We start from the raw sequence: 20,816 nt of genomic DNA on the forward strand, positions 1-20,816 counted from the left end.
ACCAGCCTTCTCCTCGCGCCGCCACATCTGTTAGGCTGTTGAGCGCGTCGAGCACCTTGACCGACATCAATGGATGCGGCCCAGGATGACCTATGCCCTGAGCGCAACGTGCCCCAGGAGGCTCTCGATGCAAGCGATGGTGTTGCACAAGGCAAGAGCGCCCCTCCAGCTCGAGACGCTCGCCGATCCCGAGCCGGGACCGGGTGAAATTCGCATTCGGGTAAGTGCGTGCGGGGTCTGTCGCACCGATCTGCATCTCTACGACGGAGAACTACCAGACATCCCTTATCCGATCATTCCTGGCCACGAGATCGTCGGCTATGTCGACCGGATCGGTGGCGATGTGGCAGCCCATCAGCTCGGGGCGCGGGTCGGCATTCCCTGGCTCGGACATACATGCGGGCATTGCGGGTTCTGCATAAGGGGAGCCGAAAACCTCTGCGACACGCCTGCCTTTACCGGCTACACTCGCGATGGCGGCTATGCCACCCACGCGGTCGTAGACGCCGACTATGCATTCCCGCTCGACGGCCTGGGCGACGACATTGCGACTGCGCCTCTCCTGTGCGCAGGTCTGATCGGTTGGCGGTCGCTGGTCATGGCCGGTGACGCAGAGCGGCTCGGCATCTACGGGTTCGGAGCGGCCGGTCACATCGTCGCACAAGTTGCTCGGTGGCAAGGTCGCCAGATCTACGCCTTTACACGCGGAGATGATCGAGCTGCGCAAGATCTCGCACTTCAACTCGGCGCGAGCTGGGCCGGTGCATCGGATCAGCGTCCCGATGTCGCCCTGGACGCAGCGATCATCTACGCCCCTGCCGGTGAGCTTATTCCGGCTGCACTGCGTGTTGTCCGAAAGGGCGGCCGTGTCGTCTGCGGTGGAATCCACATGAGCGACGTTCCAAGCTTCCCCTATTCTCTTCTTTGGGGCGAACGCCAGATCATGTCCGTGGCCAATCTGACGCGACAGGATGGCCACGATTTTCTGCGCGTTGCGCGAGAGGCTCAGATCCGTACCCACACGACGCCGTATCCGCTATCCGACGCGAACGCCGTCCTTGCCCGCTTGAGACGAGGCGAGATGACCGGCGCAGCCGTTCTTGTCCCCGGCGCCTGAACTCTGAGATATGGCAGCAAAGACCTATGGCGCCATCATCCGATCAGGCTCTCGTATTGGCCTTCTTGGGCGACCCTCATCGTCATCCAGACGTTCGCCGGATCGACACGCACGCCGCTTCCGTCTTCTTGTTCGGCGAGCACGCGCTGAAAATCAAGCGATCCATCCGGCTCCCTTTCCTCGACTATTCGACGCTTGCGCAACGACAGGCAGCATGCACGAAGGAACTGGAGATCAATCGTCCATTTGCCCCGAACATCTACCTGAGGGTTGTCGCCATCACCAAAGCGGCAGATGGGTCACTCCATATCAATGGATCTGGCACCCCGATAGAATATGCCGTCGAGATGCGTCGCTTCGATGACAGCCGGACGCTCGATCACCTCGCCGCCCAGCGTCACTTGAATACGGATCTCGCTGAGCTTCTGGCCGAGACAATCTCCGCCTCGCACACCGTTGCAGCTCAGGTCTTCTCCAGTGCATGGCCGGCATCGATCCCGCATTGGATCGACGCATTTGTTGCCGCCTTTCGAAGCAGCAATCGATTTGTCACAGCCGAGATTGAGGAACTCAGCACGCTTTGCGGCGCGGCCTTCTCACGCCTCAGTCCGCTTCTCGCAGAACGCGCGGAACACGGTTATGTCCGACGCTGTCACGGCGATCTTCATCTTGCCAACATCGTCATGATTGACGACAAGCCCGTGCTGTTTGATGCCATCGAGTTCGATGACCGGATTGCAACGATCGACATCCTCTATGATCTTGCATTCCCGGTGATGGATTTGATGCACTTCGAGCAAAGGAATGCAGCCAATCATCTCCTGAACCACTATCTGACCGTCGCAACGGCCGGGCGGCCCGATGGCTTGGCTGCCTTGCCGCTGTTCATGGCGATCCGAGCAGCGATCCGCGCCCAAGTCTTTCTTGCGAAGCTCGACCGAGAGAGTTCCGGCCAAACGAGCCCGGCTGCTTCGCCGACATTCGATGTGGCCCAAAGCTACTTCGAGCTGGCGCGTGAGTTGATTCAGCAGCCTGCTCCCACGATGATCGCCGTTGGCGGCCTGTCGGGAAGTGGAAAATCTGCGTTGGCGCGAGCGCTGGCTCCATTTTGCGTTCCGCGGCCCGGAGCGATCGTTCTGCGCAGCGACGTGCTGCGTAAGAAGCTGTTTGGCGTCGGGCCAACCGATCGGCTGCCTCCAGAAGCCTACACACCAGAAGCGAGCGCGAGAGTTTATCAAGAGCTGCTGAAGCAAGCCCATCTCGTGTTGACTCAGGGGTTCACCGTCATCGTCGATGCCGTATTTGCCCGTCCGAATGAACGCGAGGAGATCCATGCACTGGCAAAGCGGCTGAAACTGCCATTTGCCGGGCTCTTCCTCGTTGCCGACCTGCGCATCCGGCAGGAACGGATTCAGCGAAGAGTCCACGATGCGTCCGACGCGACCATCGTCGTTGCCGAAGAGCAGGAGCGCTATGACCTCGGCGCGATGGATTGGCTGCATGTGGATGCGTCGGGAGCGCCAGACGCGACATTGGAGCGCAGTCTGTCACTGCTGGGGATCAAGACATGAACTCGATCGAAGCGGCCTTCCGCGGCACTCCGGCAGTACCCGTCACGTATGGACGTAGCCACCCGGAGCGATCCCGAGATCGGCGGAGTGATCCGTTCCAAGCCGTGGCGGCGGGCCAAGCGTCCCTGACTGCTGCTCGAGCCAGGTGATCCATGTCGGCCACCATGATCCCTCGATCCGCGGGGAGCTGCCCTGCCATTCGTCGGGTCCGAGGTATGGCGCGTCGGCAGCCTTGGTGCGCACCTGATGCGAATGTCCGGGCTCGTCGGGCGGCGCAACGATGCCGGCATTGTGACCACCGCTCGCTAGCACGAAGGTGACGTCGGCGTCGACTTCGTAGTGCACCTTGTATGTCGACTTCCACGGCGCGACGTGATCGCGCATGGTCCCGACCACGAACATCGGCGTGTGAATGTCGGACAGGGAGACCGGCCGTCCCTCGACCTCATAGCGGCCTTCGGCCAGATCGTTGTTGAGGAACAGCTTACGCAGATACTCGGAATGCATCCGATATGGCAGCCGTGTCGCGTCGGCGTTCCACGCCATCAGATCGCTCGGATGGGCACGCTCGCCGAGCAGATAATCGCGCGAGACCCGCGACCAGATCAGATCGTTCGATCGCAGCAGTTGGAACGCGCCCGCCATCTGTGTCGTGTCGAGATAGCCGCGCTCCCACATCATGTCTTCCAGGAAGGCAATCTGGCTCTCGTTGATGAAGAGCGTAAGCTCTCCCGCTTCCGTGAAATCGGTCTGGGCAGCGAACAGCGTGACCGTCCTGAGACGATCGTCACCGTCTCGCGCCATGGCCGCAGCGGTGATCGAGAGCAGCGTCCCCCCAAGGCAATAGCCCGCAGCATGAATCCGGGTGTTGGGAACGATCAGCCCGATCTCGTCCAGGGCCGCCATGACGCCGAGCGATCGGTAATCGTCGAAAGCAATATCGCGATCCTCGGCTCCCGGATTCCGCCACGAGATCATGAACACGGTGAAGCCCTGATCGGTGAGATACCTGACCAGCGAATTATGCCGCGACAGATCGAGGATGTAGTATTTCATGATCCAGGCCGGAACGACCAGGATCGGTTCGGGCCGGACCTTGTCGGTCGTCGGAGCGTATTGAATCAGCTCCATCAACCGATTGCGCAGCACGATCTTGCCCGGCGCAGTCGCGACCGTTTTTCCGACGACGAACTCGGCGCTGTCGGATGCCCTCCCGGGTTGCAAGACCTGCATGAGGTCGGCGAGCCAGTTCTGCCAGCCGAAGACGAGGTTCTCACCGCCGCTTTGAAACGTCTTTTCCACGACCTCCGGATTGGTCGCCGCATAGTTCGACGGCGCGAACACATCGAGCAGTTGACGCAGAGAAAAGTCGACGATGGCCTCGTTGGCAGGGTCCACGCCACGAACGCCGGTCGTAGCCTTGTGCCACCAATCTTCCCCCAGCAGGAACGCCTGGGCGAACAGATTGAACGGCTGAGTGGTCCATTGAGGCTTGGAGAAGCGATGATCGTTGGCCTGGGGTTTGATCAGGTCCCACGGACCACGATTGGGGTCGGCAAAATGCAGGGAGCGCTTTGCGAGCCGTCTTGCAGCATGCCAAGCGCCGTGGGCGATCTCAATCTGACGCTGTGGTGCAGCCGCCAGATGACACGCCCAGTCGAGATAGGCCATCGACAGAGCAGCCGGCGAAATTCCACCCGTCAGGCGAGACAGCACAGCGCTGAACGCCTTGTCCAGCTCGTGATCCTCGCGCCGAAACTCCTTGGAGTTCGCGTCGGCCCCCTGGGAGACCAGCTTTCCGCCGGATGCGACGAGAACGTCTGCCGGTGCCGGCGATACAATCTCTTCACCGGCAACAATGTCGGTCGGGGCTTTGTCGGTCGTTCCGTTGCGCTTCCGCCGATCGGCACGCGGCGCACCCACCTTGTTCAGTTTCGCCACCGTTGCCCCATGAGATTTACGCTGGCATCAATCAGGCGCTGTCCGTGCTTGAACAGCCGATCGCAGTCCCGCCTGACAAAGTCGATCTGGTGACGGCCACATTCCTGGACCATCGTCTGAATTCCCTTGACGGAATGCACACCGGCCAGCTTCGAGACGAACTCGGCCAGCAAATGCGTTTCCGTTCGCGCACGATCCAGCGCCTCATTGCTGGCGAAGAGAATCTCCTCCAAGATAATCTGCTGGGAGCCAACGAGCAGCTCGAGCGCGTGCTTGTTGGAAAGCGCGACACGTTCGGATAGCTCGGCCGTTTCCTCGGCCATGGCATGCGCAGAGAGCTCGGACATGGGCACCTCTCCTCTCGCTGGATGGACGTGTCTCTTAGCCCGACAGTCACATGGGAACCTTGAGCTGCATCAATGACGAAGCAAACTCCGCTTTGACCTGGGTCAAGTCGCGACTTGGCCAGCGGATTACCTTTCGGCAGCCTTCGACATTGGAGTTCGCCATGCGCGCCCATCAGATCATGACCCGCCCTGTAATTACCGTCACTCCGGACACGTCGATCGTGGACGCGGCCAACATCATGTTGCAACGGCATGTCAGCGGTCTGCCGGTGGTCGATACGGGCGGCAAGCTGGTAGGCGTCGTCTCGGAAGGAGACTTCATCCGGCGGACGGAAATCGGCACCGGTCGCAAGCGCGGCCGCTGGCTGCGCTTCATTCTGGGACCCGGGAAATCGGCTGCCGACTTCGTCCATGAGCACGGACGCAAAGTGTCGGAGGTCATGACCAAGTCCCCCCTGACGATCACCGAAGACGCCGCATTGGCGGAGATCGTCGAGCTCATGGAGAAGAACCACGTCAAGCGATTGCCGGTGGTCAAGGGTGACCAGGTGGTCGGCATCGTGTCACGGGCGAACTTGCTGCAGGCGGTCGCCACGCTGGGCCGCCAGGTCCCGGATCCGACGGCGGACGACGATCACATCCGCAATCGGGTCATCGACGCCCTCGACAAGAACGACTGGTGTCCGTTCGGGCTTTCGGTCATCGTCAAGGACGGCATCGTTCATTTGAGCGGCGTCATCACGGAGGAGCGCTCGCGGCAGGCCGCTATCGTCGCCACAGAGAACGTTGCCGGCGTCAAGAAGGTCCATGATCACCTGTGCTGGGTCGACACCATGTCCGGCATGTATCTCAATTCGCCGGAAGACGAGGACATGGCCAAGGCCAGCTGATGTCACCGATCATCTGGGAGCTGGCACGCGGCTCGGCTGGCACTGGCCAAGAGCGGTCAGACCCCTAAGCCCGCAGGGTCGGATCGACCGGTCCAAAGGCGCCGACCCGGCGGAGGGCTTCGATCTCATCATCGGAAAGTTCCAGCCTTTCGCGCAGCACAGCGACGGTATGCTCGCCGAGCCGCGGTGCCGCCCGCGGTTCGACAGTCGGCGTCAGCTGCATGGCGATGGACGGCTCGATGTTCGGTATCGAGCCCGCCGTCGGATGGGGAATACGACAGATGCGGTCGCGCGCCCGGACCTCAGCCGCGTCGAATGCCTGCTCAACGTTCCGTACGCGCCCTACGGGAACTCCGGCCTGGTTCATGCGGGAAATCCATACGTCCATCCGCTCAGAGGCGAGCATCTCGGCAAGAATGCTGCGCAGTTGAACCCGGTTGGTCGATCTCGCCTTTCGCGAATTGAATCGGGGATCGGTCAGAAGGTCCGGGCGCGCAAGGACGTCCGTCACCAGCCGCTGATAAAGTCGATCATTGGCACAGGCGACGTAGAGCGGACCATCCGACGCTTCGAAGACGCCGACCGTCGGCGAATCGTTCGGCGAGTTGCCGGTGCGCGAGGGATTCTTCCCGTTCATCAAGAAAGCCATCCCGGAGAACCCGGTCATTGACAGCGCAATGTCGAACAGAGCCACCTCGACATGCTGCCCGCGGCCGAGCCGCTGCCGGGCTGCAAGCGCCAGCAGGATGGCGTTGCAGGCGGACATGCCAGTCGCCAGGTCGATGATCGGCGGCCCGGTCCGGACCGGCGGACTGTCGGCAAAACCATTGAGCGACATGAAGCCACTCTCGGCCTGGGTGATCGGATCGAATCCCGATCGCCACGCAAACGGGCCGGTGCGGCCATAGGCCGAGATCGAGCAATAGATCAGCCCGGGATTGGTGCTCGAGACCGCAGGATAGTCCAGACCGTATTTCTCCATCACGGCCGATGAGAAATTCTCCACCACCACATCAGCCTTGTCGATCAGCGCGCGTGCAACGTCCCTGGCCTGCGGGATCGCGAGGTCCAGCACCATGCCTCGCTTGTTGCGGTTGAGACTGAGGAAGGCGGCACTTTCGCCGCCGAGCTCGGCGTGCTCGTAAGAACGGGTATCGTCTCCTGTGACCGGTTGCTCGATCTTGATGACGTCGGCACCGAAGTCGCCGAGCGTTTGCGTGCATGCCGGTCCTGCCACCACGCGCGTGAAGTCGATGACGCGCACCCCCGCCAGCGCGGCCGGCGCATCGGCCGACCGCGGCTTACGATCTGGCAGCGCCACGACAGGCGGCATTCCAGAGCCCTTCCCCGTTCCGTCAATCGTCTGATGCGATCTTGGCGTTCGCGCCCCGGCGCCGATTCCTCCCACGTCAGGACAAGAGAGAGTTAGCCTAATCACATCGGCAAAAAAAGCCCACGTCCGGGTTGCCCGGCGGCTCTCCCTGCTGCGACGCAACGAAGCCCTTCAAGAGCTCACCGCCCGATCATCTTGCGCCAATAGAGCGAGTTCCCCCATGCCCAAGGGCGATCGGGTTGAAACAATACATAGCCGCGGCGAATGAAATTGTTTGCAGAGGCGATGTTGCTCGTCGTATCCGACACGATGCAGTACAGACCGGAGCGTCGCGCGTGCTGCTCGATCGCACGCATCATGCGGCGTTGAAGGCCGTGTCCGCAGAGTTCCCGGACAACGCCAACTCTGGAAAGATAACCGATTCCGACGCCCATCACCGACGGTATGATTCCAGCGAATGCAACGGGCTGATCGAGCTCGGTCGTGACCCACCAGTTTCCGACCTCGAAATCGGGCAAAGGCGCCCGATCGAGGAAGGTACGCATGTGGAGATCCTTCAGCGTCTCGAGGATGTCAGGCTCGCAGGCGTCGACCTCGCTGATGCGGAAGCGGCGTGCTCGCCGCGGGATTTCGCTCGGCACGACATCACCTGCCCAGCACGACTTTGATGCCGAGCCACACCGCGCCGACCAGTCCGGTTGCGATGACGGTGATGACGGCCTTGAATGTATAGCTCTGCGCCTGCTCGACGCTCTTGCGCCAGCGCCGCAAGTGCTGAAAATCGGCTCGCAGTTCCTTCCTATCCTCCTCCTCGATGCCAAAGGAGGTGAGAATGGTCACGATCGCCCTCATCACGACAGCATCGATCTCGTCGCGCTGAAGCTGACTCTGCTTGGCCAGCGTCTCCGCGACGACGGTCCTGATCTCGTCTTGCGTGATGTTCATCGCCTGATGATCCTCGCAACGTTCTCGAAGCCGCGCTTGGCGAAGTAGAAGGAAATGACGAGGTTTGCCGTCGTCGACGCAAAGCCCGCCAGCGGATCCGTCGAGCCGAGGCCAAGAACCTTGTCCCAGACGAGCAGCTTGCCCGAGCCGCGGCCACCGAACGCGCCCTTGTAGCGCGCCGGCGCGAGCAACGGCTCGAACACTTTCGCAGTGGGGATCTTGAGGGTGGACAATGATCACCTGCTTCTTCCAGGTGTTAATCTCGATCGAACAGGAATGGCACGGGCGGAGCTCCGGTTTCGAACACGGATTGGGCCCCGGAGGACACCCGCCGTGACCTCAGACGGCGCACCGGCTGACGCTCTTCGACGATCGAACCTGACTCGCCCCGCTCCGGAGGCGCGGCTCCCGCCGTTTCATCGATCCAGTCCCCAAACCGCGCATCGAAAGATGAGGCAGGCTCCGTCCGCTCGCCGCCGTTCGCTCCACTGGGAAAACGTCCCAATCGCTCGGAGGGAGTGTCAGCCCCGCCGCCTACATAGGCATAGTCCTTCTGAATTCCGCGCAGAGCTTCGGGGACCGGCAATCCCGTTCGAGCCAAGCGCTGCGCTTTAGGATCCTTCGCGAGAGTGTCGGCGATATCGGACAGATACTCATAGTTGGCTTGCGGGATCGGATAGAGATGCTTTCCGAGGCCCGCGGCTTCAGTGATGCGGTTGACGATCGTCGTACAGATCCGAGGGTCCCGGGAAAGACGGGCAAGGTCCCAACCGCTGTACCAAAGAGACTCCGCCTTGAGCTTCTCGATCTCGCGACGCGCGAAACCTGCTTGTCGTTCGGTGATCGGAACCGTGAACGTTGCATACTGGCCGTCATCTACGACACTGGAAAAGTCGTTCGGCGGTGCTTTGCCATTCTGCATCGAATGAGCGTTGAAGCTGCCCTTGTCTGAGATAGAGCCATGATGCTCCGGACCGAAACCAGCATACACTTGTCCGGCCGGATCGTTGACGACGACGGCGGCGTGGCCGGGCAATCCGGGATTGATCTGGAACGTAAATGAGTGTCGAGCGGCCACAATCGTCTCCATAGGTTCGCCGAGAGGGGCGTTTGAATAGGCTGTGCCGGATCACAGCATTGCGTTTGGCGCCATGCGACGGAGCAAACATCCACGAGCGAGCCAAGGCGGGCAATTCAGCGCCAGGCCATTTCACGATGCGGCAGCACCCGAAACGATTTGAATTCAGGATCATGCCGAGCAATGACCTTCCCGCGGTCTCAAGCTGCAATCCAGCTGAGTGAGCCAGGCGGGGTTCAGCGCCGTCAATCGCGATGACACCGTCTGATGAGACGATTGTCGAGCCGGTTCAAGCTGGGACCGACGACTCTGACGAGCAACGTCCACGATCCATGCAGTAGCCATCCAAGCATGTAGGAAATAAACAGGCTCACGGGGAAATAGAACAGATAGCTGTTCATCCAAGAGCCGGCTTCAAAGGGCGGATCATGAAGACCGAGCGCGGACCATACCGGCCCAAGAACCATACCGGCTGGAAGAACGGCGATTTCGGCCAGCAACACACTGGCCTTCAACCCCGCGAAATGAGACAGGCAGCCGAACAACGCAAAATGGATGACGTAAAGCCCCGAAGCGATCAGCCCACCCTTGTTCAATCGCACAACATCACCTCGTCGCCGATGGCTCGATCATTCGAGCCAGGACTCGACCGAAAACCGAAGACGTTTCGTCCCGTTGGTCATGTCCCATCATTCCTGCTGTTGAAGCCCCGCGACTGCTTCGCCTAGTTCGCTCGCGAAAATCGAAGGTGAATCCTGCCGATTCGTTCGTTCTGAAAGAACGCGCTCCTGACAAATTCGTCCCGGTCTCTTTTGACACGCCGATAGATCGCTAGCTGCAGCGAACCGGATCTGACTGTCGAATGGAATGTTGCGCTGGCATCGGCCACCTGGCAGCAGCCAGGTGGCCCTTGAACAGCCATATCGATGGTCGGAAGATCCGTGACGCCGCGCTGAACAACAATCCCAATGCTCAGACCCGCAGCGCGGATTTCGCAACTCTGCCCATAGCCACAGTCGTCAAGCTTACCGGCATCGATTTCCTCGTTCGCTTCGACCGCATAATTGAGGACGAAATCGTGAGCAAAACCCACGCTGCACGAGAAAACCAACAGTAGCGTTGCGACGGCGCCTAGCCGTTCGAGCGAACGAAAACTCCGTACCGACGGATCCGGCGTCAAGACTGCACTAGCTAAAAGCCCGCCCCTGCTGACACGCACCGCTACCTCCGAATGAGCCTCCGCACTATCGACAAGCCAAGAGTACAAAGCAAGAACTTTATGGCGACGATTCCTTGCAACGACCCTTCGAGCAACGAGAAGCGCGGAGCCCGGGCTGTCTCCCGCGCCCTCAGGTCACTCTTCCTCCTGCTCTTCGTCCGCCGCTTCAGGATGCACGATCACACGCTCGATGCGATGAATCAATTCCAGCGCGCCGTCTTCGCCGTTCTGCAGCGCCTGAGGCGCTTTGCCCCAGCCGCGGTCGAGGATGGCGTTGGCGGCCGACACCCGCGCCGCGTGGGTTGCCTTGGTCGAGCGCATCACGCCGACCAGCGTGTTGATCGCGGTCTTGGTATGGCTCCGCGCCATTGAGCGGATTTCGGTGATGGTTTTTGACATGGGTCGTTCCCGGAACTGACTTCAATGCAACGTGGTGGTCCTCATCAGATCGCGTCGACGAACGCCATCATCACGAGACCGATCAGGGCGAGCGTGATCAAACAGGCGGTCATCTCTCTCCCCCTGCGTTCGATAAGAAGCGCGGCAGATCGCTGCCAACGGCGCGATCGTTTCGGGCGCGAACCCTATCCCCCGGCTCATGCGAGGGGCCGCAGCAGGCGTAGCGACCGACGCCGCGCCCGCGGACCGGCCGGTTCGCGCCGGCCGGCCAATATTGATGCATCTGAGCACGCTGCGTCGCGCGCCATCGGCCCCGCGGCTCGATGGCAAAGGCCTGCAGCCGCCACGCGCGGGCGCCACATCCGGCGATTTCGGAAAATTCGATGATGGCACTATGCCGGTGATTTGCCCGACGTGTCAAATCCGATCGAAAGATGACCGTCATACGCGCCACCCGGCGCGGATGCGGCGGGCTCAACAAAAAGCCCGCGACCGAGGATTCGGTGCGGGCTCTACGATTTTTCGATGGTGCCAAAATGCGCCTGATTTGCCCGACGTGTCAAGCGCAACGATTTGCTGCGATCGTCAGCGGTCTTCGGCCTCAAAGCCCGCTCGTCGGCGTCAGGCACGATGAGCTCGTCGTCTGATGCGATCAGTCCTTGATCGCATAGAGTGGCGTCCTCACGGTTAGCTGATAGACCGGCTTCGGCGCCCAGGCGATCTGCGCGGTGATGCCGAACAGGCGGTTGTCGTCGTCGTCCATGCGATCGAGATCGAGCCTGAGCAGCGGCTGCGTGTAGGACGCAATCGGCGTGGCGGCGAGCAGCTGCGCGCCGCCGAACGACTGAATGCCGGCGCGCGCAGAAACCTTCCAGTTGTTGTCCCACTGATAGAAGCCGCCGACATAGCCGGCCGTCGTGCTCCCGACGCGCGCAAGAACCGAGTCGACCTCGACGTGGGTGTATTGAACGCCCGCGAGCCAGCCTCGCATCTCATCCGGGTCGAGCGCATATTTCGCTTCCACCACGGTATTGAACGAGGTGGTCGCCAATGGCGAGTCCGGCACCGCACGCGTCAGCGTCGATTGCAACGTCAAGGTAGGAAATATGCCGCCGCTCTGCTGATAGACATCAGCCTGGAAGCCGAGGAACCAGCTCGTGACGGCGACGTCGGACCAGCCCGACAGCCCGTTATAGGACGTGCTGCCGGTGAAGCCGCCATAGAGCGAGAGCGCCTCGCCGAGATCGACCGTCAGCGGAACGTCGACCCCGACCCCCTGGTTGGTGGGCGCCGACAAAAGCGGGCGTCCCGGCGCGGTCGGACGGTCGAGCAGCTGACGCAGGGTCGCGATCTGCGACAGGGTTCCGAACAGAGAGGAATCGCCGAGTCCGGTCGACAGCGCCCCGCCCGGCACATAGGCATAGTTCGTGCGGAAATCGATGTAGACGTTGGCGAGACCTGACGGCGGCGAATCCGGCTCATCGTCCTTTGCGAACGCGCCGCCGCTGACGACCAGCGCCGCGCCGACGACAACAGCATGGACCCTCCGCAGCGCCCAGCTGGCGCCATGCACCAATTCCTCGCACGCCATTCCGACGTCCCCCATCGGCCAAAACTACTCCGGGACAAAGTCCGGCTTCAAGCGCGGGATGAGCAAACACGACGATCAATGGGGGACAGTGGCCCTACGGCTTCACTCGGAGGGCATCGATCTGGCAGCGCCTCGCGAGGCCATCACCTGACGCAGCACGCGCGACAGCTCGTCCACCGAATAGGGTTTGTGGATCAGGCTGAAGCCGTGGCGGTCGCCGTCGGCCAGCACGTCGCTATATCCGCTGTTGAGCACAATCGGAATCGTGGGAAGCCGCCGGCGGATCTCCTGGCCGAGGGTGACGCCGTCCATTCCCGGCATCACGACGTCGCTGAGTACGAGGTCGAAGCCGTCGGGATTGTCATCGATCATCCTGAGCGCGTCGAGGCCGCTGCGCGCCAGGGCGGTCCGGTAGCCGAGGTCTTCGAGCAGCTGCGTCGAGAACTCGCCGATCTCCGGGTTGTCCTCGACAACCAGCACATTCCAGCGTGCAGCGAGCACCTCGGGACCATGCTCGCTCCGCTCGCGCGGTCCCAGCGGCTTGGAGGTGAGCGGAAGCAGCAAGGTCAGCGTGGTGCCCTTGCCGAGCTCGCTGTCGGCGAGCACCCGCCCGCCGGACTGATGGACGAAGCCGTAGACCTGCGACAGGCCGAGACCGGTGCCGCGCCCGACGCCCTTGGTGGTGAAGAACGGTTCGAAGATGCGATCGATCTGATCGGCAGCGATGCCGCATCCGGTGTCACTGACGGCCACCGATATGAATTGCTGCAAGCCGACCGGGCCGTCCTGTTGAACCCGGTCCCCGCGAATGGTCAGGACACCCCGGCCATTCATCGCGTCGCGCGCATTGGCAACGAGGTTCACGAGCGCCGTCTCGAACTGATTGACGTCGACGTCGACCGGCAGCGGCCGCGAGCGCAGGTCGAGCTCGATGACCGCCGGCGCGCCGAGCACGGTCTGCAGCATGTCCTCGATCTGCTCGATGTGCCCGGCCGCATCAAACACCTGGCGCTCCATCGGCGTGCGGCGAGCGAAGGCGAGCAGTTGCCCCGTCAGCTTGGCCGCCCGGTCAGCCGTGTCCGAGATCGCATCCACATAGCGACGCATGCGCTCCGGGGACAACTGGCGACGGCGCAGCAGATCGGCCGATGACCTGATCACGGTCAGCAGATTGTTGAAGTCGTGCGCGACGCCACCGGTGAGCTGGCCGATCGCCTCCATCTTCTGTGCCTGGCGGAATGCCTCCTCCGCCTTGCGACGCTCGGTCAGCTCCACCGCCTCGGGCACGATGGCGACGACCTGCCCGGTCTCGTCCCGCACCGGCCGCATCTGGAAATCAAACCATCGCCAACCGCCGACCGGGAGATCGAGTTGAAGCTCCCGTCGGGCCTCGTCGCCACGGGCCACTGCATCGACCAAAGATCTGATCACCTCGGGCATGCCCGGCGTGCCCGCAAACCACGGCGTCTCCCAGAACGGCAGCCCAGCGACATCGTGCAGCGGCGCGGCGATCGCCTCTAGCAACGTCGCATTGGCGTCGAGCAGCGTACCATCGGACGCCAGAAGCGCCTGGAACGTGTAGCTCGCCTCGAAGATCGTGCGCAGCCGCGCTTCCTTGGCCTGCAGCTCCGCGGTGCGCTCCGAGACCTGCGCCTCGAGCCGCTCGTTCAGCTCGCGCAGCGTGGTCTCCGCCTCGCGCCTGACACGCGCGAGGTCGATGTTGGCGCGCACCCGGGCCAGCAGCTCGCGCGCGCTGAACGGCTTGCTGAGATAATCGCTGGCCCCCGCATCGAGCCCCTCGACCTTCGCCTCTTCCCCGGCTCGCGCCGACAGCATGACCACGGGAATGTCGCGCAGCTGCGCGTCACTGCGCAGCGCCTTCAAAAGACCGAAGCCGTCGAGCTCCGGCATCATCACGTCAGTCAGGACCAGGTCAGGGCGGCGCCGGCGTGTGGCATCGAGAGCGGCACGGCCGTCCGCGACGGCCTCCACCTCGTAGTCTTCGCCAAGCAGGCGCCGCACATAGTCGCGCATGTCGGGATTGTCGTCGGCCAGCACCACGCGATCGCGACGGGCCGTCGCGGCACGGACACCAAGATCGTCGGCCGAGGATGGGTGCGGAAGATCGATCGAAGCATCGCCATTGAGCCAGCCCAAGGCCTCGTCGATATAGGCTTGCGCACGCCTGTTCGTGACGGACTGGGATTGCGAGATGCCGAGCTGGCCGGCCGGCAGATGCGCCGCCCCCAGCGGAATGCGGAGCGAGAACACCGAGCCGCGGCCGAGCTCGCTCTCGGCCGTGATGTCGCCGCCATGGAGCTTCACCAGCTCCTGCACCAGAGCAAGGCCGATACCGCTGCCTTCGAAGGACCGGCCGCGCGCTCCCTCGATGCGGCGAAACCGCTCGAACAGATGCGGCAGTTCGCCGGGCGGAATGCCGGTGCCGGTATCGCAAACCCGGAGCTCGGCGTGACGGCGATCAGCGGACACGCCGATCGACACGGCGATCTCACCCAAGGTGAACTTGAAGGCATTGGAGATCAGGTTGAGGACGATCTTCTCCCACATGTCGCGGTCGACATAGACCGGCTCGGGAAGAGCGGTCGCATCGATGCGGAGCCGGAGGCCGGCACGATCGGTTGCCGAGCGGAAGGTGGAGACGAGTTCCTCGGTGAAGGCCACGAGATCCACCGGCTCGAAGTTCGCCGTCATGCGCCCGGCCTCGATCCGCGAGAAGTCGAGCAGCGTGTTGACCAGCTTCAGCAGCCGGATGCCGTTGCGATGGATCAGACTAAGGACAGATCGTTCTTCGCTACCAATGGATGCCCCGTCGCGGCCGAGGATGTCCTCGAGCGGGCTCAACATCAGCGTCAGAGGAGTACGAAACTCATGGCTGATGTTGGAGAAGAACGTCGTCTTGGCACGATCGACCTCGGCCAGCGCCTCGGCGCGACGCCGCTCCGCCTCGTAGGCGCCGCCATTGCTGACGGCCGCCGCGATCTGTCCCGCGACGAGGTTCAGGAAGCGCGCGTAGCTTTCGTCATAGAGCCGGAACGGATTGAGCCCTGCGATGACGAAGCCGCTGCGCCCGGCCTCTCTGGACGAGGGAAGCGGCAGAACCACAGCCTGCGTCGGGGGCTGACGCCATCCCCCGCTTGGAAAGGCCGTGTCGAACCGATGCGGGAGATCGCGAACCAGCACCGCAGCCTGACGATGCAGCGCTTCGGCCAGCGGCCACGTTTCCTCCGCTTGAATCCGCGAGCGCGACTCGACCGCAGGATGGTCGCGGTCGATCCCGGTCAAGGCTTCGAGCCGCGCCGTCTCGCCATCCGGCTCGGTCATGTAGATCATCGCGAAAGGAAGATCGCGCGGCTCCCGGGCCAGGGCGCGGGCGCAGCTCGCGCAGGCCTGATCGATGCTGCGCGCCTCGGCTCCCGCATTCGCAAGCTCCCGCAACAGCGACAGCTGGCGCTCGCTGATCACTCGCTGCGTATCGTCGGTGTTGGCACAGAAGATGCCGCCGGGTGAGCCGTCGTCGTCGGGAATGGGGCTATAGGAGAACGTGTAGTAGGTCTCCTCGGGAAAGCCGTTGCGCTCCATGATCAGGAGCTGGGCCTCGACATAGGTCCCCTCGTCGCCGCCGCTGGCTTTTGCGAGCAGCGGATCGATGTCCTCCCAGATCTCGTGCCAGACCACGGCGGTCGGACGTCCCAGCGCCCAGGGATGCTTGCCGCCGATAATGGACTTGTAGGCATCGTTGTAGAGATAGATCAGGTCCTTTCCCCACCCGATCCAGATCGGCTGCTGCGACGTGAGCATGATCCGCACGGCCGTCTTCAGACTCTGCGGCCAATGCTCCGGGGGGCCGGTCGGCGTACTCTCCCAATCGTGCTTCAGCATCAGAGTGGCGAGCTCGCTCCCGCCAGCAAACAGGCGCTCGCGCTCGGCTGTGCCTGGCTTCTGATCCTGCGCTGATTGCCGATCCGGCAAACGCCCCCCCCTGCTCACGAACTCCACCGCGAGCGGCAACGTCGGTATCCGCCTCCGGTTCCAGCGCCCGGAACAAAAAGGAGCCGTTGCGACTTCGAGAGACATGCGTCGCCGCGCTCACGGGGAACCGCCACGTGACCATGATTGGACAGTCCCAGCCGAACAAACCGAGGAGATCAGCCTGGAGCGTATTCCGGCTGCTGGGTCCCGGCCTCGTGACGGGCGCCGCCGATGACGACCCCTCGGGCATCGCGACCTACTCCCAGGCCGGCGCACAGTTCGGCTACGGGCTGTTGTGGACGGTCTTTCTCACGACGCCTTTCATGATCGCGATTCAGCTGGTCAGCGCCCGCATCGGCCGCGTCACCGGAAAAGGCCTCGCCGCCAACATCACGGCGGTCGCGCCGCGCCCGATCGTGTTCGGACTCGTGGCGCTGCTGGTTGGCGCGAATACCTTCAACATCGCTGCCGACATTGCCGCCATGGCGGAGTCCCTCTCACTGGTCATCGGCGGCCTCAACCACGAGCATGCGCTGATCTTCGCCGCGGCCTCGACATTGCTGCAGGTGTTCCTGCCCTATCGCCGCTACGCGCCGGCGATCAAGGTGCTCACCCTCAGCCTGTTCGCCTACGTGGCGACGGCGCTGATGGTGAAGGTGCCCTGGAGCACGGCCCTGCTCGCCGCAGTGTGGCCGAACCTATCGACGAACGCCGACTATCTGCTGACGGTCGTCGCCGTGCTCGGCACCACGATAAGCCCCTATCTGTTCTTCTGGCAGGCCTCGCAGGAGGTCGAGGAGATGAACCAGGGCCAGGTCGATCGTCCCTTGCGCGAGCTGTCGAAGAAGGACCATCCCGAACTCAGGCGCATGAGGATCGACACGACGATCGGCATGATCTTCTCTAACGCGATCGCCTTCTTCGTCATCCTGACGACCGCGACCGTCCTGCACGGCAACGGGGTCACCAAGATCGACTCCGCGACGCAGGCGGCCGAGGCCCTGCGGCCGCTGGCCGGGGATTTCACCTTCCTGCTGTTCGCGCTGGGCATCATCGGCACCGGAATGCTGGCGATCCCAGTATTGGCGGGATCGGCGGCCTACGGCGTTGCCGAGATCTTCGGCTGGCACGCGACCCTCGAGGCCAAGCCGGGCGAGGCGGCCGGCTTCTACAGCATCATTGCAGCCGCAACCCTCATCGGCTTCGGGCTGGGCTTTACCGGCATCGATTCGATCCACATGCTGGTGTGGAGCGCCGTGCTCAACGGCATCGCCGCCGTCCCGATCATGGCAATGATGATGGTCATCGTCTCCAATGCGGACCTGATGGGCCGCTTCCGCGGCCGGTCCTGGCTCATAGCGCTGGGATGGATCGGCACCGCGATCATGGCGATCGCGGTCCTGGCGCTGCTGTGGTCATTCGTCACAGGACGCGCTTGAGCGACCACCGCGATCTCCCGTCGCCGGCAACGCAGTTGCACAACGTCATTGGTGCAACGCGAAACGCAAACTGTGTTAACAGTCCGGTCCCGCCATCCGGCCGCGATTGATCCCGATCAACGCAGGCGCGCTCCGGATTGGCGCACGAACAGAGGACCTCGGAGACTGCCTTGACCCAACCGCAACGCATGAGCGCACCGACGCTGCCCACTTTTTCCCCCCGCGGACTCGCTCTGCTGCGGGATCCCTTGCTCAACAAGGGGACCGGCTTCACCGAGCAGGAGCGCGATGCGCTGGGCCTGCGCGGCTTCCTGCCCGCGGGCGTGATGTCGATGCAGGCCCAGGCCGAGCGGATCCTGGTCAATCTTCGCAGCCTGTCCAACGATCTCGAGAAGTACGTCGCGCTCAACGCGCTGCATGACCGCAACGAGGCGCTGTTCTTCCGGGTGGTCTGCGACAACATCGACGAGATCCAGCCGCTGATCTACACGCCGACCGTCGGTCTCGCCTGTCAGAAATACGGCCTGATCTTCCAGCGCCCGCGCGGCCTGTTCATCTCGGCCAATGATCGCGGCCGGATTGCCGAGATCCTGTCCAACTGGCCTTACCGTGCCAAGCTGATCGTCGTCACCGACGGCGAGCGCATCCTCGGTCTCGGCGATCTCGGCGCCAACGGAATGGGCATTCCGGTCGGCAAGCTGTCGCTGTACTCGGCCTGCGCGGGCATTCATCCCGAGGAATGCCTCCCGGTCATGCTCGACGTCGGCACCAACAACGAGGAGCTGCTGAACGACCCGTACTACATCGGACTGCGCCAGAAGCGCCTCGGCGGCGACGCCTATGATTCATTTGTCGATGAGTTCATGACGGCGGCCCGCGCCGCCTTCCCCGGCGTGCTGATTCAGTTCGAGGACTTCGCCAACCACGCGGCCTTCAAGCTGCTTCACAAATATCGCGACGACGCTTGCGTCTTCAACGACGACATCCAGGGCACGGCAGCCGTGGCGCTGGCAGGCCTGTTCTCGGCCTTGCGTATCACCGGCGGCAAGCTGGCCGACCAGACCGTGCTGTTCCTCGGCGCCGGCGAGGCCGCGACTGGCATCGCCGACCTCGTCGTGTCCGCCATGATGGCCGAGGGGCTGTCGGAAGCCGAGGCGTTGCGACGCAACTGGCTGACGGATTCGCGCGGTCTCGTCATCAAGGGACGCGAGAACCTGCACGGCCATAAGCTGCGTTATGCGCACGACCAGGCACCGATCGCAGACTTCCTGACCGCGATCAAGACGCTCAAGCCGACGGCGATCGTCGGCGTGGCGGCGGTCGGCGGCGCGTTCACGCCGGAGGTGCTGCAGGCCATGGCGGAGTTGAACGAGCGCCCGATCATCTTCGCGCTCTCCAACCCGACCTCGAAGGCCGAATGTTCGGCGGAGGCGGCCTATCGCTACACCCAGGGCCGCGCGCTGTTCGCCTGCGGCAGCCCCTACGATCCGGTCAAGCTCGACGGCAAGACCTTCGTGCCGCGCCAGGGCAACAACTCCTACATCTTCCCCGGCGTCGGCCTCGGCGCCATCGCCAGCGGCGCGCGGCTGGTGACGGACGAGATGTTCATGGCCGCGGCCCACACGCTGGCGAACTGCGTCACCGGCGCCGATCTCGAGCAGGGCAGCCTTTACCCCGCCCTGCCGCGCATCCGCGAAGTGTCGGCCCATATCGGTGCGGCGGTCGCCGGTGTGGCCTATCAGAACGGACTCGCCACGGGGCCCGCGCCGAACGACCTGCTCGGCTTCGTGGAGTCGAAGATGTACGACGCGCGCTACTGATCGCCGGCTTGCGGATGCCTCGGCCGTTCACGAGGCATCCGCGGTTGCGAAGACCCGTTCCTTCGAAGAGCTATTGATCAGGCACGATCGCGTTGCTCGGGGTCGGCCGGTCGGTGATCTGCTGGCCGAACAGGCTCGCAATCAGCTCGACCGCCACGCGCGCGGTCCTGCCGCGCTCGTCGAGAAACGGGTTGAGCTCGACGATGTCGACGGAGCGCACCAGACCGGAATCGTGCAGCAGCTCCATGATGAGATGAGCCTCGCGGTAGGTCGCGCCGCCAGGCACGGTGGTGCCGACGCCCGGCGCCACGTCGGGATCGAGGAAGTCGACGTCGAAACTGACATGCAGGAGACCGTCGCGCGCCCGGACCTTGTCGAGCACGCGCCGCATCAACACGCCGACACCGAACTCGTCGATGGCGCGCATGTCGGCAATGCTGATGCGCCGCAGCCGCAAGAGCTCCTTCTCCGCCTTGTCGATCGAGCGGATGCCGAACAGCTCGAGCTGCTCGGGAGTGATGCTCGCCCGCGTCTCATCGCCGAGCAGGCCATCGAGGCCAGGCTCACCGCAGAGGAAGGCGGCGGACATGCCGTGCATATTGGCGGTGATGGTCGTCTCCGGCGTGTTGTAGTCGGCATGCGCGTCGAGCCAGAGCACGAATAGTTCCCGCCCCTGCTCGCGGCAATGGCGCGCGATCCCGTTCACCGATCCCATGGACAGCGAATGGTCGCCGCCGAGGAACACCGGGACCGCACCGGTCTGCGCCAATTCATGGCTGCGGCGCGCCAGCACCTGGGACCAGCGCTGGATTTGACGATAGTGCTTGGCCTTTGCAGGAGGCGCGTCGCCGAGATCCCGCACATCGCTGATGTCGACATCGCCGTAGTCGGTGACGTCGAGCCCGAGGGTCTCGAGCACGGTGATGAGACCCGCCGTGCGCAGGGCAGCCGGCCCCATCAGCGTGCCGCGCACGGACGCGCCGAGATCGATCGGCGCGCCGAGAACGGCGATGCGCTGCGGCGGAGCTGTATCCGATGAAGCCAAGACGGGATCCTTTCATGCTCGTCCGAAGCATACCTGCTGCGGAGCTCGAATGACGCACCTGCGCACGACGATACACCGGTTTCGAGACCTG

Annotated in this window: 18 protein-coding genes; 6 read left to right on the plus strand and 12 right to left on the minus strand. The window is 63.2% G+C overall.

The window, feature by feature from the left end; all coding sequences use genetic code 11:
* Positions 1–127: 127 nt before the first annotated feature.
* Positions 128–1,117 carry a zinc-dependent alcohol dehydrogenase family protein gene (locus QXZ94_RS16135; RefSeq protein WP_315721235.1) on the plus strand — a complete coding sequence of 330 codons (990 nt, stop codon included), beginning with the start codon at positions 128–130 and terminating at the stop codon, positions 1,115–1,117.
* 26 nt (positions 1,118–1,143) lie between these two features.
* On the plus strand, positions 1,144–2,688 hold the full coding sequence (locus tag QXZ94_RS16140; protein WP_315721236.1) for an AAA family ATPase: 1,545 nt from the start codon (positions 1,144–1,146) through the stop codon (positions 2,686–2,688).
* A gap of 42 nt (positions 2,689–2,730) precedes the next feature.
* Here the strand turns inward: QXZ94_RS16140 and QXZ94_RS16145 are convergent, their stop codons facing one another.
* Complete coding sequence (locus QXZ94_RS16145; RefSeq protein ID WP_315726304.1) at positions 2,731–4,482, minus strand: PHA/PHB synthase family protein; 1,752 nt, start codon at positions 4,480–4,482, stop codon at positions 2,731–2,733.
* Between the two features lie 134 nt (positions 4,483–4,616).
* Complete coding sequence (locus tag QXZ94_RS16150) at positions 4,617–4,976, minus strand: hypothetical protein (protein WP_315721237.1); 360 nt, start codon at positions 4,974–4,976, stop codon at positions 4,617–4,619.
* Between the two features lie 161 nt (positions 4,977–5,137).
* Between QXZ94_RS16150 and QXZ94_RS16155 the strand changes: the two genes are divergently transcribed.
* Complete coding sequence (locus QXZ94_RS16155; protein ID WP_172112627.1) at positions 5,138–5,866, plus strand: CBS domain-containing protein; 729 nt, start codon at positions 5,138–5,140, stop codon at positions 5,864–5,866.
* Positions 5,867–5,930: 64 nt separating this feature from the next.
* Here QXZ94_RS16155 and QXZ94_RS16160 read toward each other — a convergent pair whose 3' ends face one another.
* From QXZ94_RS16160 to QXZ94_RS16185, 6 genes are all read right to left on the minus strand, one after another.
* Complete coding sequence (locus tag QXZ94_RS16160; protein WP_315721238.1) at positions 5,931–7,199, minus strand: CoA transferase; 1,269 nt, start codon at positions 7,197–7,199, stop codon at positions 5,931–5,933.
* Positions 7,200–7,378: 179 nt separating this feature from the next.
* Positions 7,379–7,840 (minus strand): GNAT family N-acetyltransferase, encoded by a 462-nt coding sequence (locus QXZ94_RS16165; RefSeq protein ID WP_315721239.1) that lies wholly within the window; start codon positions 7,838–7,840, stop codon positions 7,379–7,381.
* Between the two features lie 4 nt (positions 7,841–7,844).
* Positions 7,845–8,144: a hypothetical protein gene (locus QXZ94_RS16170; protein WP_315721240.1), complete on the minus strand. Its 300-nt coding sequence runs from the start codon at positions 8,142–8,144 to the stop codon at positions 7,845–7,847.
* Positions 8,141–8,377: a hypothetical protein gene (locus tag QXZ94_RS16175; RefSeq protein ID WP_015665516.1), complete on the minus strand. Its 237-nt coding sequence runs from the start codon at positions 8,375–8,377 to the stop codon at positions 8,141–8,143. Before QXZ94_RS16175 ends, QXZ94_RS16170 begins: the two co-directional genes overlap by 4 nt.
* Positions 8,378–8,400: 23 nt before the next feature.
* Positions 8,401–9,234 (minus strand): hypothetical protein, encoded by an 834-nt coding sequence (locus tag QXZ94_RS16180; RefSeq protein ID WP_315721241.1) that lies wholly within the window; start codon positions 9,232–9,234, stop codon positions 8,401–8,403.
* Between the two features lie 233 nt (positions 9,235–9,467).
* Positions 9,468–9,824 (minus strand): hypothetical protein, encoded by a 357-nt coding sequence (locus QXZ94_RS16185; protein ID WP_315721242.1) that lies wholly within the window; start codon positions 9,822–9,824, stop codon positions 9,468–9,470.
* A 308-nt stretch (positions 9,825–10,132) separates the two neighbouring features.
* Between QXZ94_RS16185 and QXZ94_RS16190 the strand changes: the two genes are divergently transcribed.
* Positions 10,133–10,339, plus strand: a complete 207-nt coding sequence (locus QXZ94_RS16190; RefSeq protein ID WP_315721243.1) for a hypothetical protein — start codon at positions 10,133–10,135, stop codon at positions 10,337–10,339.
* A gap of 237 nt (positions 10,340–10,576) precedes the next feature.
* Here QXZ94_RS16190 and QXZ94_RS16195 read toward each other — a convergent pair whose 3' ends face one another.
* The 3 genes from QXZ94_RS16195 to QXZ94_RS16205 form a co-directional block, all read right to left on the minus strand.
* A complete protein-coding gene (locus QXZ94_RS16195) occupies positions 10,577–10,840 on the minus strand; it encodes a hypothetical protein (protein ID WP_172112594.1) in 264 nt (87 codons plus the stop codon).
* A gap of 652 nt (positions 10,841–11,492) precedes the next feature.
* Entirely contained in the window at positions 11,493–12,431 is a 939-nt protein-coding gene (locus tag QXZ94_RS16200) for a hypothetical protein (RefSeq protein ID WP_315721244.1), read from the minus strand.
* 102 nt (positions 12,432–12,533) lie between these two features.
* Positions 12,534–16,421, minus strand: a complete 3,888-nt coding sequence (locus QXZ94_RS16205) for a response regulator (RefSeq protein WP_315721245.1) — start codon at positions 16,419–16,421, stop codon at positions 12,534–12,536.
* 140 nt (positions 16,422–16,561) lie between these two features.
* Between QXZ94_RS16205 and QXZ94_RS16210 the strand changes: the two genes are divergently transcribed.
* Together QXZ94_RS16210 and QXZ94_RS16215 are read left to right on the plus strand one after the other, a co-directional pair.
* Complete coding sequence (locus tag QXZ94_RS16210) at positions 16,562–17,860, plus strand: NRAMP family divalent metal transporter (protein WP_409998504.1); 1,299 nt, start codon at positions 16,562–16,564, stop codon at positions 17,858–17,860.
* Positions 17,861–18,048: 188 nt separating this feature from the next.
* Positions 18,049–19,680 carry an NAD-dependent malic enzyme gene (locus QXZ94_RS16215; RefSeq protein WP_315726308.1) on the plus strand — a complete coding sequence of 544 codons (1,632 nt, stop codon included), beginning with the start codon at positions 18,049–18,051 and terminating at the stop codon, positions 19,678–19,680.
* A gap of 70 nt (positions 19,681–19,750) precedes the next feature.
* Here the strand turns inward: QXZ94_RS16215 and rocF are convergent, their stop codons facing one another.
* Positions 19,751–20,725 (minus strand): arginase, encoded by a 975-nt coding sequence (rocF, locus tag QXZ94_RS16220; protein WP_315721247.1) that lies wholly within the window; start codon positions 20,723–20,725, stop codon positions 19,751–19,753.
* Positions 20,726–20,816: the final 91 nt, after the last annotated feature.

Source organism: Bradyrhizobium sp. SZCCHNS2022 (assembly GCF_032377575.1).
Lineage (GTDB): Bacteria > Pseudomonadota > Alphaproteobacteria > Rhizobiales > Xanthobacteraceae > Bradyrhizobium > Bradyrhizobium aeschynomenes.

Coding starts and splice junctions, on each gene's coding strand:
- QXZ94_RS16135 (WP_315721235.1), top strand. CDS start 128: ATGCAAGCGATGGTGTTGCACAAGGCAAGAGCGCCCCTCCAGCTCGAG.
- QXZ94_RS16140 (WP_315721236.1), top strand. CDS start 1,144: ATGGCGCCATCATCCGATCAGGCTCTCGTATTGGCCTTCTTGGGCGAC.
- QXZ94_RS16150 (WP_315721237.1), bottom strand. CDS start 4,976: ATGTCCGAGCTCTCTGCGCATGCCATGGCCGAGGAAACGGCCGAGCTA.
- QXZ94_RS16155 (WP_172112627.1), top strand. CDS start 5,138: ATGCGCGCCCATCAGATCATGACCCGCCCTGTAATTACCGTCACTCCG.
- QXZ94_RS16160 (WP_315721238.1), bottom strand. CDS start 7,199: ATGCCGCCTGTCGTGGCGCTGCCAGATCGTAAGCCGCGGTCGGCCGAT.
- QXZ94_RS16170 (WP_315721240.1), bottom strand. CDS start 8,144: ATGAACATCACGCAAGACGAGATCAGGACCGTCGTCGCGGAGACGCTG.
- QXZ94_RS16180 (WP_315721241.1), bottom strand. CDS start 9,234: ATGGAGACGATTGTGGCCGCTCGACACTCATTTACGTTCCAGATCAAT.
- QXZ94_RS16195 (WP_172112594.1), bottom strand. CDS start 10,840: ATGTCAAAAACCATCACCGAAATCCGCTCAATGGCGCGGAGCCATACC.
- QXZ94_RS16200 (WP_315721244.1), bottom strand. CDS start 12,431: ATGGCGTGCGAGGAATTGGTGCATGGCGCCAGCTGGGCGCTGCGGAGG.
- QXZ94_RS16210 (WP_409998504.1), top strand. CDS start 16,562: ATGATTGGACAGTCCCAGCCGAACAAACCGAGGAGATCAGCCTGGAGC.
- QXZ94_RS16215 (WP_315726308.1), top strand. CDS start 18,049: ATGAGCGCACCGACGCTGCCCACTTTTTCCCCCCGCGGACTCGCTCTG.